Annotated in this window: 18 protein-coding genes, 1 other RNA gene and 2 pseudogenes; 7 read left to right on the forward strand and 14 right to left on the reverse strand. The window is 64.3% G+C overall.

Going from position 1 to position 22782, the window contains the following annotated elements:
• On the forward strand, positions 1–1125 hold the full coding sequence (locus ACVWW3_RS35665) for an AAA family ATPase (protein ID WP_456651581.1): 1125 nt from the start codon (positions 1–3) through the stop codon (positions 1123–1125).
• Between the two features lie 446 nt (positions 1126–1571).
• Here ACVWW3_RS35665 and ACVWW3_RS35670 read toward each other — a convergent pair whose 3' ends face one another.
• From ACVWW3_RS35670 to tkt, 8 genes are all read right to left on the reverse strand, one after another.
• Positions 1572–2357: an inositol monophosphatase family protein gene (locus ACVWW3_RS35670; RefSeq protein ID WP_247341807.1), complete on the reverse strand. Its 786-nt coding sequence runs from the start codon at positions 2355–2357 to the stop codon at positions 1572–1574.
• Between the two features lie 97 nt (positions 2358–2454).
• A complete protein-coding gene (locus ACVWW3_RS35675) occupies positions 2455–3522 on the reverse strand; it encodes an HcpA family protein (protein ID WP_456672312.1) in 1068 nt (355 codons plus the stop codon).
• A gap of 8 nt (positions 3523–3530) precedes the next feature.
• The gene (locus ACVWW3_RS35680) at positions 3531–4235 is read right to left on the reverse strand and encodes a thiamine phosphate synthase (RefSeq protein WP_456651579.1); all 705 of its coding nucleotides are present in this window, start codon (positions 4233–4235) and stop codon (positions 3531–3533) included.
• Between the two features lie 3 nt (positions 4236–4238).
• Positions 4239–5264, reverse strand: a complete 1026-nt coding sequence (locus ACVWW3_RS35685; protein WP_456651578.1) for a class I fructose-bisphosphate aldolase — start codon at positions 5262–5264, stop codon at positions 4239–4241.
• Between the two features lie 199 nt (positions 5265–5463).
• Entirely contained in the window at positions 5464–6531 is a 1068-nt protein-coding gene (gene fba / locus ACVWW3_RS35690; RefSeq protein ID WP_456651577.1) for a class II fructose-bisphosphate aldolase, read from the reverse strand.
• A 66-nt stretch (positions 6532–6597) separates the two neighbouring features.
• The gene (locus ACVWW3_RS35695; protein WP_456651576.1) at positions 6598–7794 is read right to left on the reverse strand and encodes a phosphoglycerate kinase; all 1197 of its coding nucleotides are present in this window, start codon (positions 7792–7794) and stop codon (positions 6598–6600) included.
• Positions 7795–7935: 141 nt separating this feature from the next.
• Positions 7936–8943: a type I glyceraldehyde-3-phosphate dehydrogenase gene (gene gap, locus ACVWW3_RS35700; RefSeq protein WP_354103006.1), complete on the reverse strand. Its 1008-nt coding sequence runs from the start codon at positions 8941–8943 to the stop codon at positions 7936–7938.
• A gap of 170 nt (positions 8944–9113) precedes the next feature.
• Positions 9114–11099 (reverse strand): transketolase, encoded by a 1986-nt coding sequence (gene tkt / locus ACVWW3_RS35705; protein ID WP_456651575.1) that lies wholly within the window; start codon positions 11097–11099, stop codon positions 9114–9116.
• A gap of 311 nt (positions 11100–11410) precedes the next feature.
• On the opposite strand from tkt, the gene ACVWW3_RS35710 reads away from it, so the two are divergent.
• The 6 genes from ACVWW3_RS35710 (at position 11411) to ACVWW3_RS35735 (ending at position 14841) form a co-directional block, all read left to right on the forward strand.
• Positions 11411–11731: a DUF4164 domain-containing protein gene (locus ACVWW3_RS35710; RefSeq protein WP_026232773.1), complete on the forward strand. Its 321-nt coding sequence runs from the start codon at positions 11411–11413 to the stop codon at positions 11729–11731.
• The gene (locus ACVWW3_RS35715) at positions 11728–12111 is read left to right on the forward strand and encodes a cell division protein ZapA (RefSeq protein WP_354044819.1); all 384 of its coding nucleotides are present in this window, start codon (positions 11728–11730) and stop codon (positions 12109–12111) included. Before ACVWW3_RS35710 ends, ACVWW3_RS35715 begins: the two co-directional genes overlap by 4 nt.
• 48 nt (positions 12112–12159) lie before the next feature.
• A non-coding RNA gene (ssrS, locus tag ACVWW3_RS35720) (6S RNA) lies at positions 12160–12319 on the forward strand.
• A 189-nt stretch (positions 12320–12508) separates the two neighbouring features.
• Positions 12509–13105 (forward strand): 5-formyltetrahydrofolate cyclo-ligase, encoded by a 597-nt coding sequence (locus ACVWW3_RS35725; protein ID WP_456651574.1) that lies wholly within the window; start codon positions 12509–12511, stop codon positions 13103–13105.
• The gene (locus tag ACVWW3_RS35730; RefSeq protein ID WP_247446345.1) at positions 13083–13907 is read left to right on the forward strand and encodes a TIGR00282 family metallophosphoesterase; all 825 of its coding nucleotides are present in this window, start codon (positions 13083–13085) and stop codon (positions 13905–13907) included. The genes ACVWW3_RS35725 and ACVWW3_RS35730 overlap by 23 nt, the downstream gene beginning before the upstream one ends.
• A gap of 34 nt (positions 13908–13941) precedes the next feature.
• A complete protein-coding gene (locus ACVWW3_RS35735) occupies positions 13942–14841 on the forward strand; it encodes a DUF5677 domain-containing protein (protein WP_456651573.1) in 900 nt (299 codons plus the stop codon).
• An 80-nt stretch (positions 14842–14921) separates the two neighbouring features.
• Here ACVWW3_RS35735 and ACVWW3_RS35740 read toward each other — a convergent pair.
• The 6 genes and pseudogenes from ACVWW3_RS35740 to ACVWW3_RS35765 all read right to left on the reverse strand — a co-directional run bounded on the left by ACVWW3_RS35740 (position 14922) and on the right by ACVWW3_RS35765 (position 22765).
• Positions 14922–16266, reverse strand: a pseudogene (locus ACVWW3_RS35740) (c-type cytochrome).
• On the reverse strand, positions 16263–18440 hold the full coding sequence (locus ACVWW3_RS35745) for a molybdopterin cofactor-binding domain-containing protein (protein WP_456651571.1): 2178 nt from the start codon (positions 18438–18440) through the stop codon (positions 16263–16265). Before ACVWW3_RS35745 ends, ACVWW3_RS35740 begins: the two are co-directional and overlap by 4 nt.
• Before the next feature lie 8 nt (positions 18441–18448).
• Positions 18449–18914 (reverse strand): annotated as a pseudogene (locus tag ACVWW3_RS35750) ((2Fe-2S)-binding protein).
• A gap of 120 nt (positions 18915–19034) precedes the next feature.
• On the reverse strand, positions 19035–19343 hold the full coding sequence (locus ACVWW3_RS35755) for a hypothetical protein (protein ID WP_456651569.1): 309 nt from the start codon (positions 19341–19343) through the stop codon (positions 19035–19037).
• Between the two features lie 142 nt (positions 19344–19485).
• Positions 19486–20910 carry a methyl-accepting chemotaxis protein gene (locus tag ACVWW3_RS35760; protein WP_456672313.1) on the reverse strand — a complete coding sequence of 475 codons (1425 nt, stop codon included), beginning with the start codon at positions 20908–20910 and terminating at the stop codon, positions 19486–19488.
• Between the two features lie 109 nt (positions 20911–21019).
• Positions 21020–22765 carry a methyl-accepting chemotaxis protein gene (locus tag ACVWW3_RS35765; RefSeq protein ID WP_456651568.1) on the reverse strand — a complete coding sequence of 582 codons (1746 nt, stop codon included), beginning with the start codon at positions 22763–22765 and terminating at the stop codon, positions 21020–21022.
• Positions 22766–22782: the final 17 nt, after the last annotated feature.

Raw genomic sequence — 22782 nt, forward strand, 5'->3', positions numbered from 1 at the left:
ATGCGTCCGATTGAAATTGCGATCTCGAACTATCGCTCCATTCGGCGGCTCTCCATACCCATCCACCCCTTATCCGTGTTTGTGGGCGAGAATGGTGTTGGCAAATCCAATCTCTACAAGTCCTTGTCGCTGTTGCGCGACGCGGCGACCGGTCAAATCACCCGCACGATCGCCGATGAAGGCGGATTGAATTCGGTCTGCTGGTCCGGCATTCGCAAGCGAGGCGAAGACGGGCGGCTGCGCCTCTCGGCCACATTCGACAGCATGAGGTATTCCATCGAGCTGGGGTTTCCAAGCCCGGCTCAGGCCGCGTTTTCCGGCGAGCCGATGATCAAGGCCGAAGGTATCGAGGCGACGCACGGCAAACGAATGGTCAAGCTGATGGAGCGGATTAATTCGCTCATCAGCGTCCGCGGCGAGAGCGGCGCCTGGAACGCTCACAAGGATGCGGTGCTGCCGTCAGAGACCGCGCTTGCGGCTTTTTCCAATGGCAAGCAATGCCCGGAAATCGACCTGATCAGAAATGCGATGCTGGGCTGGCGATTCTATCATGACTTTCGCACTGATCCGGCGTCACCGATACGAAAGCCTTGTCTGGCGATCGCAACGCCCTCACTCAGCGCCGATGGAACCGATTTGGCTGCCGCCCTCGCGACCCTCTATGTCATTCGGGAAGACGCCAACGACCTGCAGGACGCAATCCAGGATGCATTCCCGGGCGCCGAACTCCGCGCGTGGGAGGAAAACGGCTTCTGTCAATTTGATCTGCAATTGGCGGATATGCCGCGGCCGTTCAGGGCTCATGAACTATCCGATGGCACGCTGAAATACATCTGCCTGCTCGCGGTGTTCATGGGTTACCGGCTGCCGCCGTTCATCGCGCTGAACGAACCCGAGACAAGCCTGCATCCGTCGCTGCTGGCACCGCTGGCCCGGCTGATCGCCAAGGCATCACGCCGCGCCGACATCTGGATTGTCACCCATTCGGAACAGCTGATGGAGGCGTTGCGAAGCGAGAGTTCGGTCCCACTTCGCCGGGTGATCAAGTCGAAAGGCGCCACGGCTATCGAGGGCCTGACCATCGGCGGTGAGTACCGCGACGAATCCGACGAGGATGACGCTTAGTTGGTTCAGATGAAGCCGCAGAGCTGCCACCCAGCGGCTTGGGAAGGAGCAGGCGATCCATGAGAATGGTGGCCGCCATAGCGATCGCTTATATACTTACGGGCGCTCTTTACATTTGGCGCGATTTCCGAAGGCCGGTCGATGAGCAGCCCAGCTATGTCAAGTGGGGCGGTATAAGGACCAAGCTGTTTATCGTGCTCTATTGGCTCCCCGGAACGCTGTCTGCGGCCTGCCGGGGCGGTGTCTTGCGAGACTTAGCCGTTCCATGGGCAATCTTTGCTGCTCTCATCGTCGCCGGGCTTTACTTCTCAAGTCGATAGCTTGCCGCAGGCGGAGCATCCAGTACGCCGCGGCCGTTCCATATCCAACTGAACTCTCTGGAATACTGGATCGTCCGCCTTCGCGGACGATGACAGAGGTGTGTAAGGCGCGACCTCGGCCTACGCCTACTTCCTCAACACCTTCACCAATTCCCCGTGCACGAACTCATTCCCGCACACGACATTGCCCGTCACCAGGGCATCGCCGGGCGTGTCGATGTCGGTGACCGTTCCGCCGGCCTCGCGCACCATGATCATACCCGCCGCGATGTCCCAGGATTGCAAATTGCGCTCCCAGTAGCCGTCGAGACGACCGGCGGCGACGAAGGCGAGATCGAGGGAGGCGGCGCCGAAGCGGCGGAGACCGGCGACGCGGTCCTGGATCGCGGTCATCTCGCGGCGGAATTCCTCGTGGTCGCCGCGGCCGATATGGGGCAGGCCGCAGGCCACCACGCATTCGTTGAGCTGGCGCCGGCCGGCAACGCGCAGGCGCTGGTCGTTGAGGAAGGCACCCTTGCCGCGCTCGGCGATATAGAGCTCGTCATTGGCGGGGTTGTAGATCACGCCTGCGATGATCGTGCCCTCGCGCGAAAGCCCGATCGAGATCGCGAATTGCGGGATGCCGTGCAGGAAGTTGGTGGTGCCGTCGAGCGGATCGACGATCCAGGTGTGGCTCTTGTCGGAGCCCTCGCGCGTTCCCCCTTCCTCGCCGATGAAGCCGTAGCCGGGGCGGGCCTTGGCGAGGTCCTGGTAGACGATTTCCTCAGCGCGCTTGTCGGCGAGCGAGACGTAATTCGCCGGTCCCTTCAGCGAGACCTGGAGATGCTCGATCTCGCCGAGATCGCGCTTGAGGCTGCGGCCGGCGCGGCGCGCGGCCTTGACCATGACGTTGATAGTTGCGGAATACAGCATGAGCTCTGGTCTTGAACGGGGGAAATGGCGCGAAATCGCGCCTGTTTGAGAGATTGGGTGCCCTGCGAGGGGCCCAACGTCAAGTCATTGCGTCAAGTCATTTGGTCCCGAGCCATTTCCTGGCGGCGGCCTCGACCTTGGCGCGCTCCTCGGCCGGCAAATCGGACAATTGCTTGTCCAGCTCCGGATCGCCCTTGCCGCCGGTCTTGGCCACAAGATGCCATTTAAAGCCTTCGACCTTGTCCACGGATGTACCCATGCCGTTGATCAGGACCCAGGCCAGCCGGTTCTGAGCGATCGCGCTGCCCTGGCGGGAGGCCTTGCGCAGCAGGGCCACGGCCGCCGGCTGGTTCTTCGGCGTACCGGTGCCGTTGAACAGCGCGATGGCGTATTCGACCTCGGCATCGACATTGTCCGTCAGCGTGGCGGCCTGGAGCAGACGCACCGCCCTTTCGGGGTCCTTGGGCACGCCGGTGCCTTCCTTGTAGAAGGTCGCGAGCGCGTATTGCGCCTCGGGCAGGCCGGCATCGGCGGCGGCCTGGCGCAGCAGCTCGGCGGAGCGCTTGACGTCCTGCGGCAGGGTCTGGCCGTCGAGATAGAGCAGCGCGAGGTTATAGGCCGCCTTGGGCTCGCCGAGCTTGGCGGCGGAGGCCATCAGCTTGACCGCCTCGCCCTTATCGACCGCGCCGCCGCGGCCGGAAATCCTGAGCATGGCGAGCGCGAACATCGCCTCACGGTCGCCGGCATCGGCGGCGCGCTTGTACCATTGCAGCGCCTTGACGTAGTCGCGCCGGATGCCCATGGCGTTGGAATAGAGTTCACCCAGCATGGTCATCGCCTTGGCATCGCCGGTCGCGGCACGGGCGGTGGCGAGATCGAGGGCGGTTTTGTACTGGCCGCGCTGATAGGCGCCGAACACCAGATCGACGTTGGAATTGTCGGTCGGAGGCGCCGGGATCACGGTTGCTGCCGGGGCCGGCTTGGGGGACGCCGAAGGTTTGGGAGCCGGCGCGGCCTCCTTTTTCTTGGCGACCGGGGGCGGCCTGGGTTTCTGTTTCTCGGCGGGCGGGCTCGGCGTCGCCGCAGGCGGCGTGATCTGGAGCTGCGCGGCCGCAGGCACCGTGAGCAGCAACGTGGCCAGGATGGTGATGCGCGGGAGCTTCATGTCGGGCGCTAGCCGTGCTCTCGACCCGCAGGCTTCCGGCCCGCAGGATCTTGGCCAGCAAGCGCTGTCGCATAGGCCTTCCTGATCGCAGCGTCGATCTCGATCAGCGCGGCCTTGGGTCCGCGCGGATCGGCCCAGATGAACTCGCCGACCAGCACGAAATCGGCGCCGCTGGCGGCGAATTCGTGGGCCTCTTCCAGCGACATGGCAAAGCCGACGCAGGGCGGCTCGAACAACTCGGCCCACCAATCCAGCCGCTCGGCAATCGCCTGAGACGACGGCCGCTGGCCTTTCTCGTCGGGCTCGCCGAACAGCACGTAGTCGGCGCCCAGCTCGCCCGCGCTCATGGAATCGTGGCGCGTCTCAAGCCCGCCGACGCCGGCGATACGATCGGGCTTGAGCGAGGGTGCGGCCTCTTCCAGCGCAGCGAGGCTCGCAAGATGCGCGCCGTCGGCGCCACCGCGCGCGACCAGTTCGGCATGGCCTTCAATGAGCAGCGCGGCGCCCGCTTTCTGAACCGGCGGCGCCAGAGCCTTGATCCGCGAGATCATGGTGCGTTGGTCGGTCTCCTTCAGCCGCAGCAGCACGGCCGCGACGTCGGCGGAAGCAAGCAGGCCGGGCAGCTCGGCCAGAAGCGAAGCGTGATCATCGATGACAGGCGTCGCGAGATAAAGGCGCGGCGCAGGGCGCGGCGGAGGAGATTTGTTCGACAAGATCTAGGCTGCCTTCTGTTCCAGGCTGCTTTGCCATTCGCCTCTGGAGGCGAGCCCATTCATACGCGCGCGGTGACTGAATGCGTTTTGTCCGGCTGCGACGTTCTCGGCCTTGCCCGACCAGGCCTTCTGCGGCGCGGCCTGGAGCGCGCGGCCGTAGGAGAAGGTCAGGCCCCAGGGCAGCGGACCGAGCTTGTGCATGGCGTTGAGATGCGCGGTCGCCTCTTCATCCGACTGGCCGCCGGAGAGGAAGGCGATGCCGGGCACCGCCGCGGGCACGCAGGCCTTGAGCAGCCGTATCGTCTTCTCCGCGACCTCCTCGACGGAAGCCTGCTTCGCGGACTTCTTGCCGGAAACTGCCATGTTCGGCTTCAGCACCATGCCCTCGAGCGCGACCCGCTGCAGGCGCAATTCCTGGAAGGTCTTGTTGAGCACGCGGTTCGTCACCTCATAGCAGCGATCGATGTCGTGATCGCCGTCCATCAGCACTTCCGGCTCGACGATCGGTACGATCTGCGCAGCCTGGCACAGCGCCGCATAGCGCGCCAGCCCATGGGCGTTGACGCTGATCGCGGTCATCGAGGGAATACCGCTGCCGATGTCGATCACCGCGCGCCATTTGGCGAAGCGCGCGCCGCGCTCGCAATATTTCTTCAGCCGCTCGGCGAGCTTGTCGAGCCCGACGGTGACGAGCTCGCCCGGGCACATCGGCAGGGCTTGGGTGCCTTCGTCGACCTTGATGCCGGGAATAGCGCCGCTGCTCTCGATCAGCTTGAGCAGGGGCGTGCCGTCCTTCGCGTCCTGCCAGATCGTCTCGTCATAGAGGATGACGCCGGAGATGTACCGGCTCATGGCTTCCTTCGAGCGGAACAGCATCTCGCGATAGTCGCGGCGGTTCTCTTCGGTCGATTCCACGCCGATCGCGTCGAAACGCTTCTTGATGGTGCCGGAGGATTCGTCGGCGGCAAGGATGCCCTTGCCGGGCGCGACCATGGCGGTCGCGATCCTGTTGAGCTCAGTCAGATTCATCGAGAGGTCCTCCCAAAACGATTTCTGCCCTTGCCTGCGAAAATAGACCGTTCTCGGGCAAATGCCGAGTTAACGTTCGTCGCAGGGCAAGGGGGGAGGGGCTTTGGTACCGGCAACAAGGTCGCCATCCCGGGCTCGCCGGTTTGCGGCGCCCGGAATGACGGAGAAAGTGGGGGCTGGTTACGCCACCGCGCGATCGCTACGCGACGCGGGGGGCGAGCTCGCCCTTGGCGTAGCGCTTGGCCATTTCGGCCGTCGTAAGCACCTTCTTGATCTTGGAAGCTTGCCCGGCGGTATTGAATTCCTGGAGCCGCTGCTTGCACAGCCTGGTCATGGCTTCCATCGCGGGCTTCAGGTACTTGCGCGGGTCGAACTCTTCCGGATTGTCCTTGAGCACTTTCCGGATCTGGCCGGTCATCGCCATGCGGTTGTCGGTGTCGATGTTGATCTTGCGAACGCCGTTCTTGATGCCGCGCTGGATCTCGGCGACCGGAACGCCCCAGGTCGGCTTCATCTTGCCGCCATAGGCGTTGATGATGTCCTGGAGGTCCTGCGGCACCGACGAGGAGCCGTGCATGACGAGATGGGTGTTCGGCAGCTTGCGGTGGATCTCCTCGATCACGTTCATGGCGAGGATGTCGCCGTCGGGCTTGCGGGTAAATTTGTAGGCGCCGTGAGAAGTCCCCATCGCGATCGCGAGCGCGTCGACCTGGGTCTCCTGGACGAACTTCACGGCTTCGTCCGGATTGGTCAGGAGCTGGTCGTGGCTTAGCTTGCCCTCGGCGCCGTGGCCGTCTTCCTTGTCGCCCATGCCGGTCTCGAGCGAGCCGAGCACGCCGAGCTCGCCCTCGACCGAGATGCCGCCGAGATGGGCCATGTCGGTCACGATCCTGGTGACGCCGACATTGTAGCCCCAGTCGCCGGGGGTCTTGCCGTCAGCCTTGAGCGAGCCGTCCATCATGACCGAGGTGAAGCCGGCCTGGATCGCGGTCATGCAGGTTGCGGCTTCATTGCCGTGGTCGAGATGCACGCAGACCGGGATGTGCGGATAGATCTCGGTCACCGCGTCCATCATGTGCTTGAGCATGATGTCGTTGGCGTAGGACCGCGCGCCGCGCGAGGCTTGGATGATGACAGGCGCGTCGACCTGATTGGCCGCGTCCATGATCGCCAGCGCCTGCTCCATATTGTTGATGTTGAAGGCCGGTACGCCGTAATCGTTCTCTGCCGCATGGTCGAGCAATTGACGCAACGTGATCCGAGCCATGTGTCTTCTTCTCCCGTTTGGGCCTTCAAGGCCACTTCTTCAAGGCCGCTAATTATTCGCGACTGATTATTTGGTGCGCAGAACTTCGACGCCGGGCAGGGGCTTGCCTTCCATCCATTCAAGAAATGCGCCACCGGCGGTCGAGACATAGGTGAACTGACCGGCCACATGGGCCTGGTTGAGGGCCGCGACGGTGTCGCCGCCGCCTGCGATCGAGATCAGCTTCTTGGCCTTGGTGCGCTCGGCAGCATGCTTGGCGGCTGCCATCGTGCCGCGATCGAAGGGCTGCATCTCGAAGGCACCGAGCGGTCCGTTCCAGACCAGCGTCGCCGCGTCGTCGATTGCGGAATGGACGCGGACGATCGACTGCGGACCGACGTCGAGAATCATGCCGTCGTCCGGGATCGCGTCGAGGCCATAGGCATGCGACGGCGCGTTGGCGGCGAAATGATAGGCGACGACCGCGTCCACCGGCAGGATGATCGCGCAGTTGGCGGCTTCCGCCTTCTCCATGATGCGCAGCGCAGTCGCGGCGAGATCCTTCTCGGCCAGCGACTTGCCGATCCCGACGCCCTGGGCGTGCAGGAAGGTGTTGGCCATGCCGCCGCCGATCACGAGCGCGTCGACCTTGGTCACGAGGTTTTCGAGCAGGTCGATCTTGGTCGAGACTTTGGCACCGCCGATGATCGCGATGACGGGCTTGGCCGGTGAGCCCAGCGCCTTCTCCAGCGCAACCAGTTCGGCCTGCATGGTGCGGCCGGCATAGCCCGGCAGCTTGTGGCCGAGGCCTTCGGTCGAAGCATGGGCGCGGTGCGCGGCCGAGAACGCGTCGTTGACCCAGATGTCGCCGAGCTTGGCCAGCTCCGCGACGAAGGCGGGATCGTTCTGTTCCTCTTCCTTGTGGAAGCGGGTGTTTTCCAGACAGAGGATGTCGCCGTCCTTCAAGCCGGCAACCGCCGCGGCCGCGGGCTCGCCGATGCAGTCGTCGGCGAAGGCGACGGGCTTCTTCACGACCTTCGACAGCGCCTCGGCGACGGGCTTGAGTGAGTCCTTGGCATCGCGCCCTTTCGGCCGGCCGAAATGCGCAAGCAGGATGACCTTGCCGCCCTTGTCGGAGATTTCGGTGATGGTCGGCGCGACGCGCTCGAGCCGGGTCGCGTCAGTGACGCGCCCGTCGTCCATGGGTATGTTGAGATCGACGCGCAGCAGCACGCGTTTGCCCTTCACGTCGACGTCGTCGAGGGTGCGGAATTTGTTGGTCATCTCTGGGCCCTCTTGCCCCGGGTGCACTGCGGCGCGAAGTGCCGCTGTGCAGAACCGGGACCTACGCGGGGAACATGGGTCCCGGCTCTGCCGAGCAGCGCACGCGCGCTGCACCGCGTCCGGGACATGGGACCTACGTTCTTAGATCACCTTCGCCATCGCAACGGCGGTGTCCGCCATGCGGTTCGAGAAACCCCACTCGTTGTCGTACCAGGACATCACGCGTACCAGCGTGCCGTTCTGCACCTTGGTCTGGTCCTCGTGGAAGGTCGAGGAGTGCGGGTCGTGGTTGAAATCGATCGAGACGTTTGGCGCCGTGGTGTAGCCGAGAATGCCCTTGAGCTGCTGCTCGGAGGCGCGCTTCATCGCCGCGTTGATTTCCTTCGGATCGGTGGCGCGCTTGGCGACGATCTTGAGGTCGATGACCGAGACGTTCGGGGTCGGCACGCGGATCGCGACGCCGTCGAGCTTGCCCTTCAACTCCGGCAGCACGAGACCGATCGCCTTGGCGGCGCCGGTCGAGGTCGGGATCATCGACATCGCGGCGGCGCGGCCGCGATAGAGATCCTTGTGCATGGTGTCGAGCGTCGGCTGGTCGCCGGTATAGGCGTGGATCGTGGTCATGAAGCCGGTCTCGATGCCGACGAGGTCGTTCAGCACCTTGACGACCGGAGCGAGGCAGTTGGTGGTGCAGGAGCCGTTGGAGACGACCAGATGATCCCTGCTCAGCGTGTCGTGGTTGACGCCGTAGACGATGGTGGCATCAGCGCCGTCGGCGGGCGCGGAGACCAGCACGCGCTTGGCGCCGGCGGTCAGATGCGCAGACGCCTTGTCCTTCGAGGCGAAGATGCCGGTGCACTCCATCGCGATATCGATGCCGAGGTCCTTCCAGGGCAGCTTCGAGGGATCGCGCTCGGCGGTCACCTTGATCTTGTTGCCACCGAGGCTGATCGTGTCGCCCTCGACGGTCACGGTGCCGGGGAAGCGGCCATGGACGCTGTCGAAGCGAAGCAGATGGGCGTTGGTCTCGACCGGGCCGAGGTCGTTGATGCCGACGACCTCGATGTCCTTGCGGCCGGACTCAGCGATGGCCCGCAGGATGTTGCGGCCGATGCGGCCAAAACCGTTAATTCCGACGCGGACCACCATGTTTCGTCTCCTTATGACCGTTCAATGACGGTGTTCGATAACGCCGATCTTCCCGCACAACGCGCTTAGCGCGCCTGCGAGGGTTTTTTTAGGGCGGACGCCCGGTTCAGCCGGGCGGTGCTTGATCATATGAGAACTTAGGTAATCCTTTTTTTTGGCAAGCTCAACTCTCAGGAAACGCGCTTCAGCACGGCGTTCACCGCAGCCTCGGCGGTAATGCCGAAATGCTTGTAAAGCTCCTTCGCCGGACCGCTTTCGCCGAAGGAATGCATGCCGATGAATTCGCCGTCATGGCCGATCACGGCATCCCAGCCCCAGCGTACCGCCGCCTCGATCGCGACCTTCACCGGCGCGTTGCCAATGATGGCGGCGCGCTTGGCCTCTGGTTGCGCTAACAACAGCTCGAGCGAGGGCACCGAGACCACCCGCGACGGGATGCCGCGTTCGGCGAGCTGCTTCTGCGCCGCGACCGCGATCTCGACCTCGGAGCCGGAGGCGAACAGCGTTGCCTTGGCTTCGCCCTGGGCGGCCACCAGCTCGTAGGCACCCTGGGCGCAAGGGCTGTCGTTCGGCGCGGTGGTGCGGAGCTGCGGCAGGTTCTGCCGTGTCAGCGCCAGCACGGTCGGGCCGTCGAGGCGGTTCAGCGCGAGCTCCCAGCATTCGGCAACCTCGACGGAATCGCAGGGGCGGAACACACGCATGTTCGGGATGGCGCGGAGCGCTGCGAGATGCTCGACCGGCTGATGGGTCGGGCCGTCTTCACCGAGGCCGATGGAGTCGTGCGTCATCACATAGACGACGCCGGCGCCCATCAACGCGGCAAGGCGCATCGCAGGGCGCGCATAGTCGGTGAACACCAGGAAGGTCGCGCCGTTCGGCGCGAAACCGCCGTGCAGGAAGATGCCGTTCATGGCCGCGCACATGCCGTGCTCGCGGATGCCGTAATGGATGAAGCGGCCCTTCGGCGTCTTGGCGGAGAAGGCGGTTGCCGACTTCGCCTTGTTGTTGTTGGACCCCGTGAGGTCGGCCGAGCCTGCCAAAAATTCCATCGGCATGGCGCCGGCAATGACTTCGATCACCGCTTCCGAGGATTTGCGGGTCGCCGCTGTCATCGGCTTTTCCAGCAGCTCCTTCTTGTAGGCGCGCACTGCCTTCACGAGCGAGGCCGGACGCTCATGGCGCAGGCGGCGCTCGAACTCGGCGCGCTTGCGGCTGCCGAGGTCACCGAGACGGCCTTCCCATTCCTGGCGAGCTGCCACGCCGCGGCTGCCGGCTGCACGCCACGCCTTCAGCACGTCGTCGGGAACCGCGAACGGCTCGAGCGAGATGCCGAGATTTTCCTTGGCTGCCTTGAGCTCGTCGGCGCCGAGCGCCTCGCCATGCGCCTTCGCCGTACCGGCCTTATGCGGCGCGCCGAAGCCGATGGTCGTGCGGCAGGCGATCAGCGTCGGCTTGCTCGACTTCTGCGCCCGCGTGATCGCGGCAGCGATCGCGGCCTGGTCGTGGCCGTCGATCTTCTCGGCGGCCCAGCCCGCCGACTTGAAACGCTTCACCTGGTCCACGGAATCCGAAATCGAGGTCGGGCCGTCGATCGAGATGCCGTTGTCGTCGTAGAGAACGATCATCTTGTTGAGCTTCCAGTGCCCGGCCATCGCGATCGCTTCCTGCGACACGCCTTCCATCAGGTCGCCATCCGAGGCGAGCACGTAAGTGTGGTGGTCGACGATCTTCTTGCCGAACTCGGCGGCGAGCATTTTTTCGGCGAGCGCCATGCCGACGGCGGTGGAGATGCCCTGGCCCAGCGGGCCTGTGGTGGTCTCGATACCCTTGGTGCGGAAATTTTCGGGATGTCCGGGAGTCAGCGAGTCGACTTGGCGGAATTGCTTGATCTGGTCCAGCGTCATGTCGGAATTGCCGGTCAGGTACAGCAGCGAATACAGCAGCATCGAGCCGTGGCCGGCCGAGAGCACGAAGCGGTCGCGGTCGGGCCAGGCGGGCGCTGCCGCATCGAATTTCAGGAACTGCGTGAACAGCACCGTGGCCATGTCGGCCGCGCCCATCGGCAAACCGGGATGGCCGGATTTCGCCTTCTCGACGGCGTCCATTGCGAGGCCGCGGATCGCGTTGGCCATACGGGTGTGGTCGACTTGCGTCATGTCTGAAATCCGTCTGAAATGAGGCGCTTGGCGGCGGGTGCGAGCCGTATGGGAGGAGCCTGGCGGCCACTGAAGGTCGGGGGCTGAAATAGCACCTCGGTTCCGGGAGTCCAAGGCAATCAAACGCTGGTTTGGCCGTAAAAGTTGCTTAGCGGTGCATAGTTTCGCGGCGGCGTTGCGCTTCCCTGGCTTGCCACGTAAATTTCTGCTTCTAACCGCTTGCCGAACCGAGTCTTTTGCCGGGCGGCAAGCCCCAGAAAAAGCCCAAGGAAAAGCCCATGGGCAAGGCCACAGGTTTCGCCGCTGACTGCATGAACGATCGCGTTTCCAACAGCTCTGCCATGACCGAGTCCTCTGCCGTCGAGATCGAGATCGCGACCCGCAGGCTCATGGCGGCGCTCGACTCGCTCGAAAGCGCGGTGGAGCGGCGGCGCGATGCCGACCGCGACGAGAACGAGCTCGCGGCGCGGATCCAGGCGCTGGGCGCGGATCGCTCGCGGCTTGCCGACGAGCTCGACGGCGCGCTGGTGAAGGCGCGCAAGCTCGAACGCTCCAGCCGCGAGATCTCCGATCGGCTGGATTCCGCGATCGTCACGATACGCTCAGTGCTCGATACCGGAGAGGACGGATGAGCCACATCAACGTCACCATCAACGGCCGGCAATACCGCATGGCCTGCGAGGAGGGCCAGGAGGTGCGGCTGCTCAAGCTCGCCGAAAGCCTGGAGACGCGGATCCAGTCCCTGCGCGGAAAGTTCGGCGAGATCGGCGACGCACGGCTCACGGTGATGGCGGCGCTGACCGTTTGCGACGAGCTGGTCGACGCCGGCAACCGCATCCGCACCATGGAGCAGGAGCTGACCGAATTGCGGGATTTCCGCAATGCCGCTGTCGAGCGCGCCCGGTTGAGCCAGACCGCAGTCGTCAACGCACTGAACGCCGCCGCCGAGCGCATCGAGAAATCGACCCAGGTCCTGAACCGGACCGTCGGCAACGGGATCGCGATCGGCTGACCCCTCACCGGGCTGGCGATTCGTCAGCATCGTTGTTACATTGCCCAAGCGAGGCTGCGACGCGCGTCAGGAGCCATAATCCCCGGGGCCTTATCGATCCTTTAGGGAACTGTCCCTGGCCGGGCCCGTGGGCTCGGACATATGGTGCCCACCTACTTTCGTAGGGAACTCCGGGATCGAGTGCTTCAACGGCGTTCGCGGCTTCGCACTTTTGTTTGCTCGATTTGTGCTTGTTGAAACGACTGCGGCTGGTTCAACAGATGTCATGCCCCGGCTTGACCGGGGCAACCAGTACGCCGCGGCCTTTGTGTGAATCACCACCGCCTCTGGAACGCTGGATCACCCGCTCCATTGCGCAAGGGCGCACAAGGCGGGTGATGACGTGGGGACCCTGCGCATGTCGAATTCGAAAGCCGAACTCCGTGCCAAGGCGCTCGCGGCGCGCGATGCGCTGAGCGAAAAGAAACGCACCGCCGCCGCCGCCAAGCTCGCCAGGCGCGGGCTGCCGTTCCAGCTCCTGCCTGGCAGCATCGTGTCCGGCTATTCGCCGATCCGCAGCGAGATCGATCCGATGCCGCTGATGAAGAAGCTCGTCGAGGAGGGCGCCAGGCTCGCGCTGCCCTGTGTCACCGCGCGCGGCCAGTCGCTGATCTTCCGCATCTTCCATCCGAACGATCGGCTGATGCTCGGTCCGCTCGGCATTCCCGAGCCGTCGCCCGGGGCCGCCGAAGTCATTCCGGACATCATGCTGACGCCGCTCGCTGCCTTCGACCGTCTCGGCCATCGCATCGGCTATGGCGCCGGGCACTACGACCACACTTTCGCGCATTTGCGAAAAGCCAACAACATCATCGCTGTCGGGCTCGCTTTTGCAGCGCAGGAGATCAAGGCGGTTCCGGCACTATCCCACGACGTCGCGCTGGATTATGTGCTAACGGAATCCGACGTATTCGATTTCCGGAGTTCTGAAGTTGCGCATTCTCTTCGTGGGTGATGTCGTCGGCCGTGCGGGGCGCAACGCCATCGCCGAATATCTGCCCGGCATGGTCAAGGACTGGTCGCTCGATTTCGTCGTCGTCAACGGCGAGAACTCTGCCGGCGGCTTCGGCATCACGGAAGCGATCTATCACGAGTTTCTCGACGCCGGCGCCGACGCCGTGACGCTCGGCAATCACTCCTGGGACCAGCGTGAAGCGCTGGTGTTCATCGAGCGCGCCGAGCGTTTGGTGCGGCCCGCGAACTATCCGCGCGGCACGCCCGGCCGCGGCGCCGCGCTGGTCGAGACCAAGAATGGCAAGCACGCGCTCGTTGTCAACGCGCTCGGCCGCGTCTTCATGACCCCGTTCGACGATCCCTTCGCAGCCCTGGAGCGAGAACTCGGCGCCTGCCCGCTCGGCGTTGCCGCGGACGCCATCGTCGTCGATTTCCATTGCGAGGCGAGTAGCGAGAAGCAGGGTATCGGCTTCTTTTGCGACGGCCGCGCCAGCCTCGTCGTCGGCACGCACACCCATGTGCCGACCGCCGACCACCAGATCCTGTCCGGCGGCACTGCCTACATGACCGATGCCGGCATGACCGGCGACTACGACTCCATCATCGGTATGCAGAAGGAGGAGCCGCTGCGGAGGTTCACGTCGGGCATTCCGTCGGGCCGGTTCGAGCCGGCAGCAGGGGCGGCGACGCTGAGCGGCGTCGCGGTGGAGACGGATGACGCGACGGGGCTTGCACTACGGATTGCACCGGTGCGCGCGGGCGGAAGGCTGGAGCCGACGACGCCGAGATTTTGGTTGAGTTGAATTTTCGAGCGGCATTCGCGACGGACCTAGACTTATGACTGCATCAAAAGGGCCGTTACCAGCCGTCGAGCGGGTGACCGTAGATCCGGTCGCAATTGCCGCCTTTACACGCGAATGGGACTTCACGGTTCTCGCGTCTGAGCTATTGCGAGAAGTGACATCCTACGTCAGCGTGGCGGCATGTGTTCTCGGATCGGCGCCTGTATGGACACGCGATCAGGCTGCGGTTGGTGGCAACATGGTGCGGCTCTCCAAGTTGCTCTCTGCCTTCCTCGACCAGATCGTAGAGAAGAAGATGGAGACCGGAACGATCCTGAGCCGATTAGCGTTCGAGACCATCGTCAATGTCCGCTACCTGATCGCGAACTTCTCCCCAGAACTCGTTAATTCCCTCGTCCGTCATTCGCTGAAGCACGAGCGCAGGCTGCACGACACAATCCAAGCCAACATCCGAGAGCGCGGCGGAGACGTCCTTCACATCGAGCAGCGCATGCTGAATTCTATTGATCGGGCATCGCGGATTGCTGGTGTCATGCTCGACAGCGTTGACCTTAAGGATCGAACACCTTGGGGCGGCAAAGATCTACGCCAGAAGGCGGCGGCTGTCGGACTGGAGCAGCCATATCTGGCCGTCTTCGGAGGCATGTCCCACAATGTTCACGGCTCTTGGCACGACCTGTATCATTTCCACTTGGAAACGGATGAAGCCGGCGCGTTCACACCGAACCTCGACTGGGGTCGGCCGCGCCCACAACCACTCTTCGCGCTCGGACATCTCGCCCTCTCCGCAGTAGCAGAGTATCTGATCTTTATTGGAGGTGAGGCTACATTCGATCAGTTGCGCCAACAATTGGCCGACCTCGGCGTACGCATCGAGTCGGTGGACCAAGCCCACGAATCCTATCTATCAGCAAAGGCGTGGCCCGCGATCTAACGCGCATGAGCAAAAAATCTGCTTCTTATACCTTCTGTACACCGACGCGCTGAAGGGGCATAGCGTTCGCAGCAAGAGATTTACTCCGCCGTCTGCTCCCGCATCTCCGCCACGTCCTTCGCTGTCAGCTTCGAGCCCTTCGCCCCGAACCGTGCCGTGACGTAGTTGGCGACCGCCGCGATCTCGTCGTCGCTATACGCATTGCCGAACGCGGGCATCGACAGCGCGCCGTCCGGCGTGTGGCGCTTGGTGCCGGACAGCACGATCTGCGCGACGTTGATGGCGGCGGGGTCGTTGACGGCCCAGGTGCCGGTCAGCGTTGCCATCGGCGAGACCGGGCTCTCGCCGCTCCAGCCGTGGCAACTGGCGCAGGCGCTGGCGAACATTTGCTTGCCGCGCGCGTCCGCCGTGACACCGTCCTTGTGCGAGGCGGGCGCGACGGGCGCCGTGGTTGCGGGCAGGTCGGGCGAGGGCACCGGCGGCACGCTACGCAAGTAAGCAACAACGGCGTGGATGTCTTCGGGGGCGAACTGGCTAAAGCTGTGGTCGACCGCTTCACCCATCGGCCCCGACGCCGAGCCGTGACCCGGCGCATGGCCTACGGAAAGATAGGAGATCAAATCCTCATCACGCCAATTGCCGAGGCCGGTGGCCTTGTCCGAGGAGATGTTGAAGGCGCGCCAACCGGCCGTGATCGCGCCTGCAAACTTCTTGCGGTTGTCCAGCGCGAAGCCGAGATTGCGCGGGGTGTGGCACTCACCGCAATGCGCGAGCGCCTCCGCGAGATACGCACCCCTGTTCCACTCCGGGCTCTTGGAGGTGTCGGGCGCAAAGCGCGTGTCCGGATTGAACACGGCTGACCAGAAGATCATGGCCCAGCGCTGGTTGAACGGGAACGAAAGCGTGTTCTCCTGCGGCTTCGCGCGCACCGCCGGCAGGCTGAACAGATACGCCTTCACCGCCAGTACGTCCTCGTCGGTCATGGTGGTGTAGGACGTGTACGGCATCGCCGGATAGAGCCGGGCGCCGTCATGGCGCTTGCCGCGCTGGGACCGCGTTGAGAAAATCCTGGTCGCTGTAATTGCCGATGCCGGTGTCCTTGTCCGGCGTGATGTTGGTGGAATAGAGGGTGCCGAACGGCAGCTTGAAGCCGAGCCCGCCGGAATAGTCCTTCTCGCCGGGCTTGGAGTGGCAGACCATGCAGTCGGCCGCCTTCGCGAGATATTCGCCGCGCTCGACCAGGCTGGCCTTCTCCAGCCTCGCCGGCACGCCGGTCGGCTTGCCGGCACGGTAGTCCGCCAGCGCCACCTTGGGGCCGCCGGCGAAGTCGAGCGGGCCGGGCCCGCGGATGATCCAGACGCCGAGCGCCACCACGACAATGGAGATCACGACCAGGCTCGTGAGGATACGCATCTTGCCGCTCATGCCTTTTTCCCCGCAGCCAGCAGTTTCCGGTCGATCGGCAGGCGCCGCAGCGCGATGCCGGTTGCCGCATAAATGGCGTTGCGCAGCGCCGGCGGGCCGGCATTGACGCCGGCCTCACCAATGCCCCCGGGCGCCTCGCCGCTCTTGACCACGATGACCTCGATCTTCGGTGTCTCGTTGATGCGCATCATGCGGTAGTCGTGGAAGTTCGACTGCTGCACGCGGCCTTTCTCGATGGTGATCTCGCCATAGAGCGCGGCGGTGAGGCCGAACACCAGGCCGCCCTCGATCTGCGCTTTCACCGTGTCGGGATTGACCGCGATGCCGGTGTCGACCACCGAGGTGATGCGGCGGAGCACGATCTCGCCGATATCGTCGATCTCCGCTTCCACCACGGTCGCAATGAAGCTTGCGAACGACGGCTGCACGCAAACGCCGCGGCCGACGCGCGGTGGCAGTGGTTGCCCCCAGCCCGATTTTTCAGCGACGTGGTTGAGTACCGCAAGCATGCGCGGGTTCTTGGTCAGCATGGACCTTCGGAATTCAATCGGATCCTTGCCGGCCTTGCGCGCGAGCTCATCCATCGCGCATTCGACCGCGAACACGTTGTTGTTCGGGCCGACGCCGCGCCAGAAACCAGTCGGCACCGACAGCGGTTCGGCGCGGACATATTCAACATGGAAGTTGGCGAAGTCGTACGGCGTATCGATCGCCGCGTCGACGGCGTCTATGTCGACCCCCTTCTGGAACGCCGGCGGAAACCAGCGTGCCATTACCGAGGAGCCCGCGACCTTGTACTTCCAGGCCGCGACCTTGCCGTCGACCAGCGATGCCGTGATCTGGTCGCGATAGACCGGGCGGTAGACGTCGTGCTGGATGTCCTCCTCGCGGGTCCACACCACCTTCACGGGGTAGTCGACCTGCTTGGCGATCTTGACCGCCGCGATCACCATGTCCGGCTCGAGCTTGCGGCCGAAGCCGCCGCCGAGCAGATGATTGTTGACGATCACCTTGTCAATGGGAAGGCCCGCGGCCTTCGCCGCTTCGGACTGCACGCGCGTCATGATCTGCGTGCCGGTCCATATCTCGCAAGAGTCCGGCTTGACGTGGACGGTGGCGTTGATCGGCTCCATCGAGGCGTGCGCCAGGAACGGCAACTCGTAGGCCGCCTCGAACTTGTCGCCGCTCGCGAGCGCTTTGACGATATCGCCGTCGGACTTCGCGACCGCACCGTCCTTCTCGCTGGCCTTGCGCAGATCCTCCCAGATGTCCTTGGTCGTGATTTTGGCGTTCGGGCCCTCGTTCCACTCGATCTGGAGCGCTTCGAGGCCCTTCTTGGCCGCCCACATATGATCGCCGATCACGGCGACCATGTCGTCGAGCACGACGACCTTGCGCACGCCGGGGAGTTTGACCGCGGCGCTGTCGTCGACCTTGCCGACCTTGCCGCCGAACACCGGGCAGGCAGCGACGGTTGCGAACTTCATGCCGGGCAGGATCGCGTCGATGCCGTAGACGGCCTTGCCGTTGACCTTGTCAGGTGTGTCGAGCCGCTTCAGGGGCTGGCCGATGATGACGAAGTCCTTGGGGTCCTTGACCGCGACATCCTTCGGCGGCGTCTGGCCCTGCGCGGCGAGCGCCACCGCGCCATAGCCGAGCTTGCGGCCGCTCGCGGCATGCGCGACCTCGCCCTTCGCGGCCGAGCAGCTTGCGGGCTCGACACCCCATTGGCTGGCCGCGGCCTGCACCAGCATCGCGCGCGCGGTGGCGCCGGCCTTGCGCAGCGGCGTCCACCAGGCTCGGATCGAGTTGGAGTTGCCGGTCGCCTGCAGGCCGAAAGCCGGATTGCCGTAGAGCTTGTCGTTCGGCGGCGCGTGCTGGACCTCGACCTTGCTCCAGTCGGCGTCGAGCTCTTCAGCGAGCACCGCCGAGATCGAGGTGTAGGTGCCCTGGCCCATCTCGACCTGCGGCATGATCAGGATCGTGCGGCCGGCCTCGTCGATGCGGATGAAGGCGTTCGGTGCGAACTTGCCGTCGGTCGTGTCAACCGGCTGCACCGGCTCGTTGACGGCGGCGCGCAGCGGCAGATGGAAGGCGAGCAGGAAACCGGTCGCGAGACCACCGGTCAGAGCTGCGCGGCGGGAGAGGCGCGGGAGAGACTTGTCTGTGATCATGGCGAACCTCACGACTGCCGGCCGGAGGCGGCCTGCTGGATGGCCTCGCGGATGCGCACATAGGTGCCGCAGCGACAGATATTGCCGGCCATCGCGGCGTCGATGTCGGAGTCGTCGGGGTTTGGCGTTGCCGCCAGCAGCGCCGCGGCCGCCATGATCTGGCCGGACTGGCAGTAACCGCACTGGATCACTTCGGCATCGAGCCAGGCCTTCTGCACCTTTGCGCCCGCTGGCGTGCTTCCGACATGCTCGATCGTGGTGATGGCGCGGTTCGCGACCGCGCTGACCGACAATACGCAGGAGCGCACTGCCTTGCCGTCGACGTGCACGGTGCAGGCGCCGCACTGCGCGATGCCGCAGCCGAACTTGGTGCCGGTCATTCCGAGGACGTCGCGCAGTACCCACAGCAGCGGCATTTCAGGTGGCGCGTCGAACGATTTCGTTTCGCCCGTTGATGGTGAGAACAATTGCCATATGCATCCCCTTGCTCGCTCGATCGCTTACGGCGATCTAGTCAGCGAATTTGCGCGCGACAATAATCATATCGATGCGAAACGATGAAGCGTCGACATGCATATTTGCGCAGCGAGCGCGTCAGGCCATGACGTTCACAAATTTGTGCGGCGATCGCTGCAACGGTTTTGGGCTAATTGATATGATAATCGTCATGTTTTGACGTTTTTTCTCCACACGCGTCATTGATCGCCGCAGATGATCGTGCGAATGCGCAAAATCATGCGATGACGAAAGTCGTGCGATTGTGGAAGTCGACCGACGGCGAGCGCGGTGCAGTTCTGACGCGATTGATCGCAACGGCCAGCCGCCGGATCCAACGATGCGATAGCCAACATGCGCGATGATGCCATCGTGCGCCTGTTTTGCCCGACGGCGCAACGACTTCACCAGGCGGGCGCCTAAACCCACGGTTTCGTCAGGCGCTTAAGCCATTGATTCCGCTCGCCCCGGCTACTGTGCATGGGGTTGTTTTCGAGGTTTTGATTCAGGGACGCCAGAGCGCCGTCGCGGCAGGCCCGTCGTGAGACCGTCAGCTCTGCCGGAAACCCATCCGGAAGGCGCCCCAGTGCTTGCCGCGGATCATGATCGGTGAGGACAGATCCTTCATCAGCACGAACTGCCCGCCGCCCATGTCACGGCGATAGGTCTGCAGCAGGAACGGCTTGGTGTTGGCCGCGACCTTCTGTACCGCGCGATCGGTGAACAGGCGGCGGTTGCGGCAATTGGCGTTATTCCAGACGGGGTCCTTGCCCTGCGGCAGGCGATAGTTCGGGTTGTGCGTCGGCAGATAGCCGCCCTTGGCCCAGGCGACGCAGAACACGATCCGGGAATCGGATTTCTGGATCGGGTCCTGGATCGCGGGCAGCAGGCGGTCGGTGAACTCGACATAATTGGTGTTGTACTGCTTGGGATCGCTGCCGGAGATTTCCCGGTAGTTCTCGTCCATGAACCGATCGAGCGTCATCTCGCCGCGGCCGATTGCGGCTTCGAATTCATCCGAGATCCGCTTTGCGGTCTCGACGACGATTCGGATCAGCGGAGCATCCGATGTCTCGACGCCGCTGTCGGCGATCATTGCGATCAGGCCTTCGGACGTGTCGAGCAGTTTGGTCACGCGCTGATCGGCGTTCTTGAGATCGCGCGAGGACAGGTCAACGCCCTTGGCAAGCTCGTTGAGCTCGCTGATGACGGTGTCGCAGTGTCCGAGATTGGAGGTCGCCGCGCGCGTGACGCTGCCGATTTCCGCTTCCACGGAGGCGAAGCCCTGCTGGACCCGCGAGATGATGCCGGAGATCTGCTGGGCGCCTTCGCCGGCAGTCTTTGCGCGCTGCGAGGCGTCGCTGCTCTCCCCGATCAGGCCTTCGATCTGGCCGTCCAGATCACGCACGGTCTCGGAGATCTGGTGCGTGGCCTGGCGGGTAGCTTCCGCGAGGTTCTTCACCTCGCTTGCGACCACCGCGAAGCCGCGGCCGGCATTGCCGGCGCGTGCCGCCTCGATGGTGGCGTTGAGCGCGAGCAAATTGGTCTGCTTCGCGATCGCCTCGATCGAGCCGGACACTTTTGCGACTTGTGCCAGCGCGGAGCCCACCGCGCTGAGCCGCGCCTCGATGCGTTCGACGGCTGCGACGAGCTCGGAAATGTGGTTGACCGCAGTGTCGACGGCATTGCGCGACTGCGCGATCTCGCCGACCGCCGCTGACGTGGTCGTTTGCACCGCCTGTGACGCATTGGCGATGTCGTGGTTGGCCGACACCATCGTCTCGGCGGTTTCCTGGAGGTGATGGAATCGTTCCGACTGGTTCGCGACGCGGTGTGCGACTTCCTGGACGTTGCCGGCAATGTCGGCGAGTTCCACGCCGAGGCCGCCGATGCGGTCGGCGAGCTGATCGATCAGCCGTTCGGCAAGCGTTCGGTTGGAGCCGGTGTCCAGTACTGCAAGTTGTACGACGGACATGTCTTGAGAGTCCTCCAGTCAGAGCCGTTCGCCGGCTCTCCGCGGCATTCCCATTCCAATTTCGATCTTAAGAGGTGATTCGCGCTTTGATGTCTTGCCTGAGCGCGCACTAGAGCTTGTAGGCCGTCCTGAATCCGCCCCAGTGCCGGCCCTGCACGCGGATCGGGACGTCGATCTCGCGCATCATCACCGTATTTCCGTTGCCCATGTCGCGCGCATAGCTCTGGACCAGATACGAGCGCAGGTTGTGCGCGGCGGCCAACCCCGCCGGATCGTTGAAGATCCGCCGGTTGCGGCTGTTGGCGGTGTTCCAGGCGGCATCGCCCGGCCGCTGCGGATGCGAATAGATCCTGTTGTGCACCGGCAGGAAGCCGTTGCGATCGACCATGGCGCAGAACGCCAAACGCGGATCCTTCGCCAGAAACGCTTCCTGGAACGGCGGCAACGCGCGGTCGGCCCAGTCCAGATATCTGGTGCGGTATTGCTGCGGATCGGTCCCGGCGATTTCGGCATAATCGGTGTCGAAGAGGTCGTTGATGCCGACATCGCCGCGTGCAACCGCCTGCTCGAAGATTCCGGTCAGCGCGTTACCCGCCTCCATGGCGCGGGTGACGAACTCCGTGTTTTCTTCGTGGATCGACCAGAGCCGGTCCTCGATCTTCTCGTTGAGCGCGGCGTTGGGAGCAACGAATTGCGCGCGGGCGCCGGCCTTGGATTGCTCGACCACGCGCAGGCGGCAGGCCCCGACGTCCTCGAGAGTACCTTCAATCATTGCTTGCGGTGCAAGGCGGCCCGCGTCCGCGCCGCCGATCAGCACGCCGTCCATCGATAGCTCGTAGACCGGCAGCACCCCGCGGGCGGTTTCGATCTTGAGATGGCAGGGCAGCCGCTCGGTCTTGCGGCGGTCGTCATGCTCGCTCTGGCGGAGCAGCACGGCGCAACGCGATTTCAGTTTCTGTGCGAAGGCGGTCACGGCCTTGCCGGCGCTGGCGACGTTCTCGCCGTGGGTCTCGGCCGCCTTGGTCGCAGCATCGATCTCGGCCGCGCTTTCGCCGACCGAGACGATGAACTCCGACGCGCTTGTCGCGTTGCCGGAGACTTCGCTGGTGGTGGCGTTTTGTTCGGCGACCGCGCCGTTGACGGTCTCGAATACCGGGCGGATCGCCTCGATCGCCTGCGAGATGCGATGCACCGCGTCCGCGGAGCCGGCGGCGTCGCGCTGCAGCGCGTCGATCTTCCTGGTGATCTCCTCCGTGGCACCCTGGGTCTGCACCGCGAGTGCCTTGACCTCGGTGGCGACGACCGCAAAGCCTTTTCCCGCATCACCCGCACGCGCAGCCTCGATGGTCGAGTTGAGAGCGAGCAGCGTCGTCTGCCGCGCGATCTGTGCGATCAGATTGACCACGTTGCCGATGGCGGCCGAGGACTCGCGCAAGCGATCGACATTGGCGCGGGCTTCCTGAGCCGCGGCGCTGGCCTCGTCGGCGAGCTTGCCGGCTTCGCGAACCTGCGCGCCGATTCCGTGCGCGGACTGGGTGAATTTGTCGGCGGCATGGGCGAAGGTCGAGGCGTTCGATTGCGCGGCGTTGGTCCGGCCGGTCAGCGCGTCGGTGCGGTCGCGGATGGCGGCAAGCGTCGTGGCGGTCGCCCCGGCGCCGCCGGCCACCGAATTGGCGGCGCGCTCGAGCTGGCGAATCATCGCTCCCAGCTCGAGTTCCAGCAGTTCCAGGATTTCCTTGGCGGAATCGCCCTCAACGGCCGGAGCGGGCTCGGAATTGACCGGCTGCGCAGCCTGCGGGGTTGCCGCAGGCGCAGCCATGTCCGGCAGACGCTTCCGAAATAGTCCGAACACCATCAGGTCTCTCTTGTCGG

This window comes from Bradyrhizobium sp. LM2.9, assembly GCF_054056555.1.

What these genes read in the sequence shown, in the direction of transcription:
- ACVWW3_RS35665 (WP_456651581.1), top strand. Translation starts at nt 1, where the DNA reads ATGCGTCCGATTGAAATTGCGATCTCGAACTATCGCTCCATTCGGCGG.
- ACVWW3_RS35760 (WP_456672313.1), bottom strand. Translation starts at nt 20,910, where the DNA reads ATGTCCGTCGTACAACTTGCAGTACTGGACACCGGCTCCAACCGAACG.
- ACVWW3_RS35745 (WP_456651571.1), bottom strand. Translation starts at nt 18,440, where the DNA reads ATGATCACAGACAAGTCTCTCCCGCGCCTCTCCCGCCGCGCAGCTCTG.
- ACVWW3_RS35715 (WP_354044819.1), top strand. Translation starts at nt 11,728, where the DNA reads ATGAGCCACATCAACGTCACCATCAACGGCCGGCAATACCGCATGGCC.
- ACVWW3_RS35685 (WP_456651578.1), bottom strand. Translation starts at nt 5,264, where the DNA reads ATGAATCTGACTGAGCTCAACAGGATCGCGACCGCCATGGTCGCGCCC.
- ACVWW3_RS35765 (WP_456651568.1), bottom strand. Translation starts at nt 22,765, where the DNA reads ATGGTGTTCGGACTATTTCGGAAGCGTCTGCCGGACATGGCTGCGCCT.
- ACVWW3_RS35695 (WP_456651576.1), bottom strand. Translation starts at nt 7,794, where the DNA reads ATGACCAACAAATTCCGCACCCTCGACGACGTCGACGTGAAGGGCAAA.
- fba (WP_456651577.1), bottom strand. Translation starts at nt 6,531, where the DNA reads ATGGCTCGGATCACGTTGCGTCAATTGCTCGACCATGCGGCAGAGAAC.
- ACVWW3_RS35670 (WP_247341807.1), bottom strand. Translation starts at nt 2,357, where the DNA reads ATGCTGTATTCCGCAACTATCAACGTCATGGTCAAGGCCGCGCGCCGC.
- ACVWW3_RS35735 (WP_456651573.1), top strand. Translation starts at nt 13,942, where the DNA reads ATGACTGCATCAAAAGGGCCGTTACCAGCCGTCGAGCGGGTGACCGTA.
- ACVWW3_RS35675 (WP_456672312.1), bottom strand. Translation starts at nt 3,522, where the DNA reads ATGAAGCTCCCGCGCATCACCATCCTGGCCACGTTGCTGCTCACGGTG.
- gap (WP_354103006.1), bottom strand. Translation starts at nt 8,943, where the DNA reads ATGGTGGTCCGCGTCGGAATTAACGGTTTTGGCCGCATCGGCCGCAAC.
- ACVWW3_RS35725 (WP_456651574.1), top strand. Translation starts at nt 12,509, where the DNA reads ATGTCGAATTCGAAAGCCGAACTCCGTGCCAAGGCGCTCGCGGCGCGC.
- tkt (WP_456651575.1), bottom strand. Translation starts at nt 11,099, where the DNA reads ATGACGCAAGTCGACCACACCCGTATGGCCAACGCGATCCGCGGCCTC.
- ACVWW3_RS35710 (WP_026232773.1), top strand. Translation starts at nt 11,411, where the DNA reads ATGAACGATCGCGTTTCCAACAGCTCTGCCATGACCGAGTCCTCTGCC.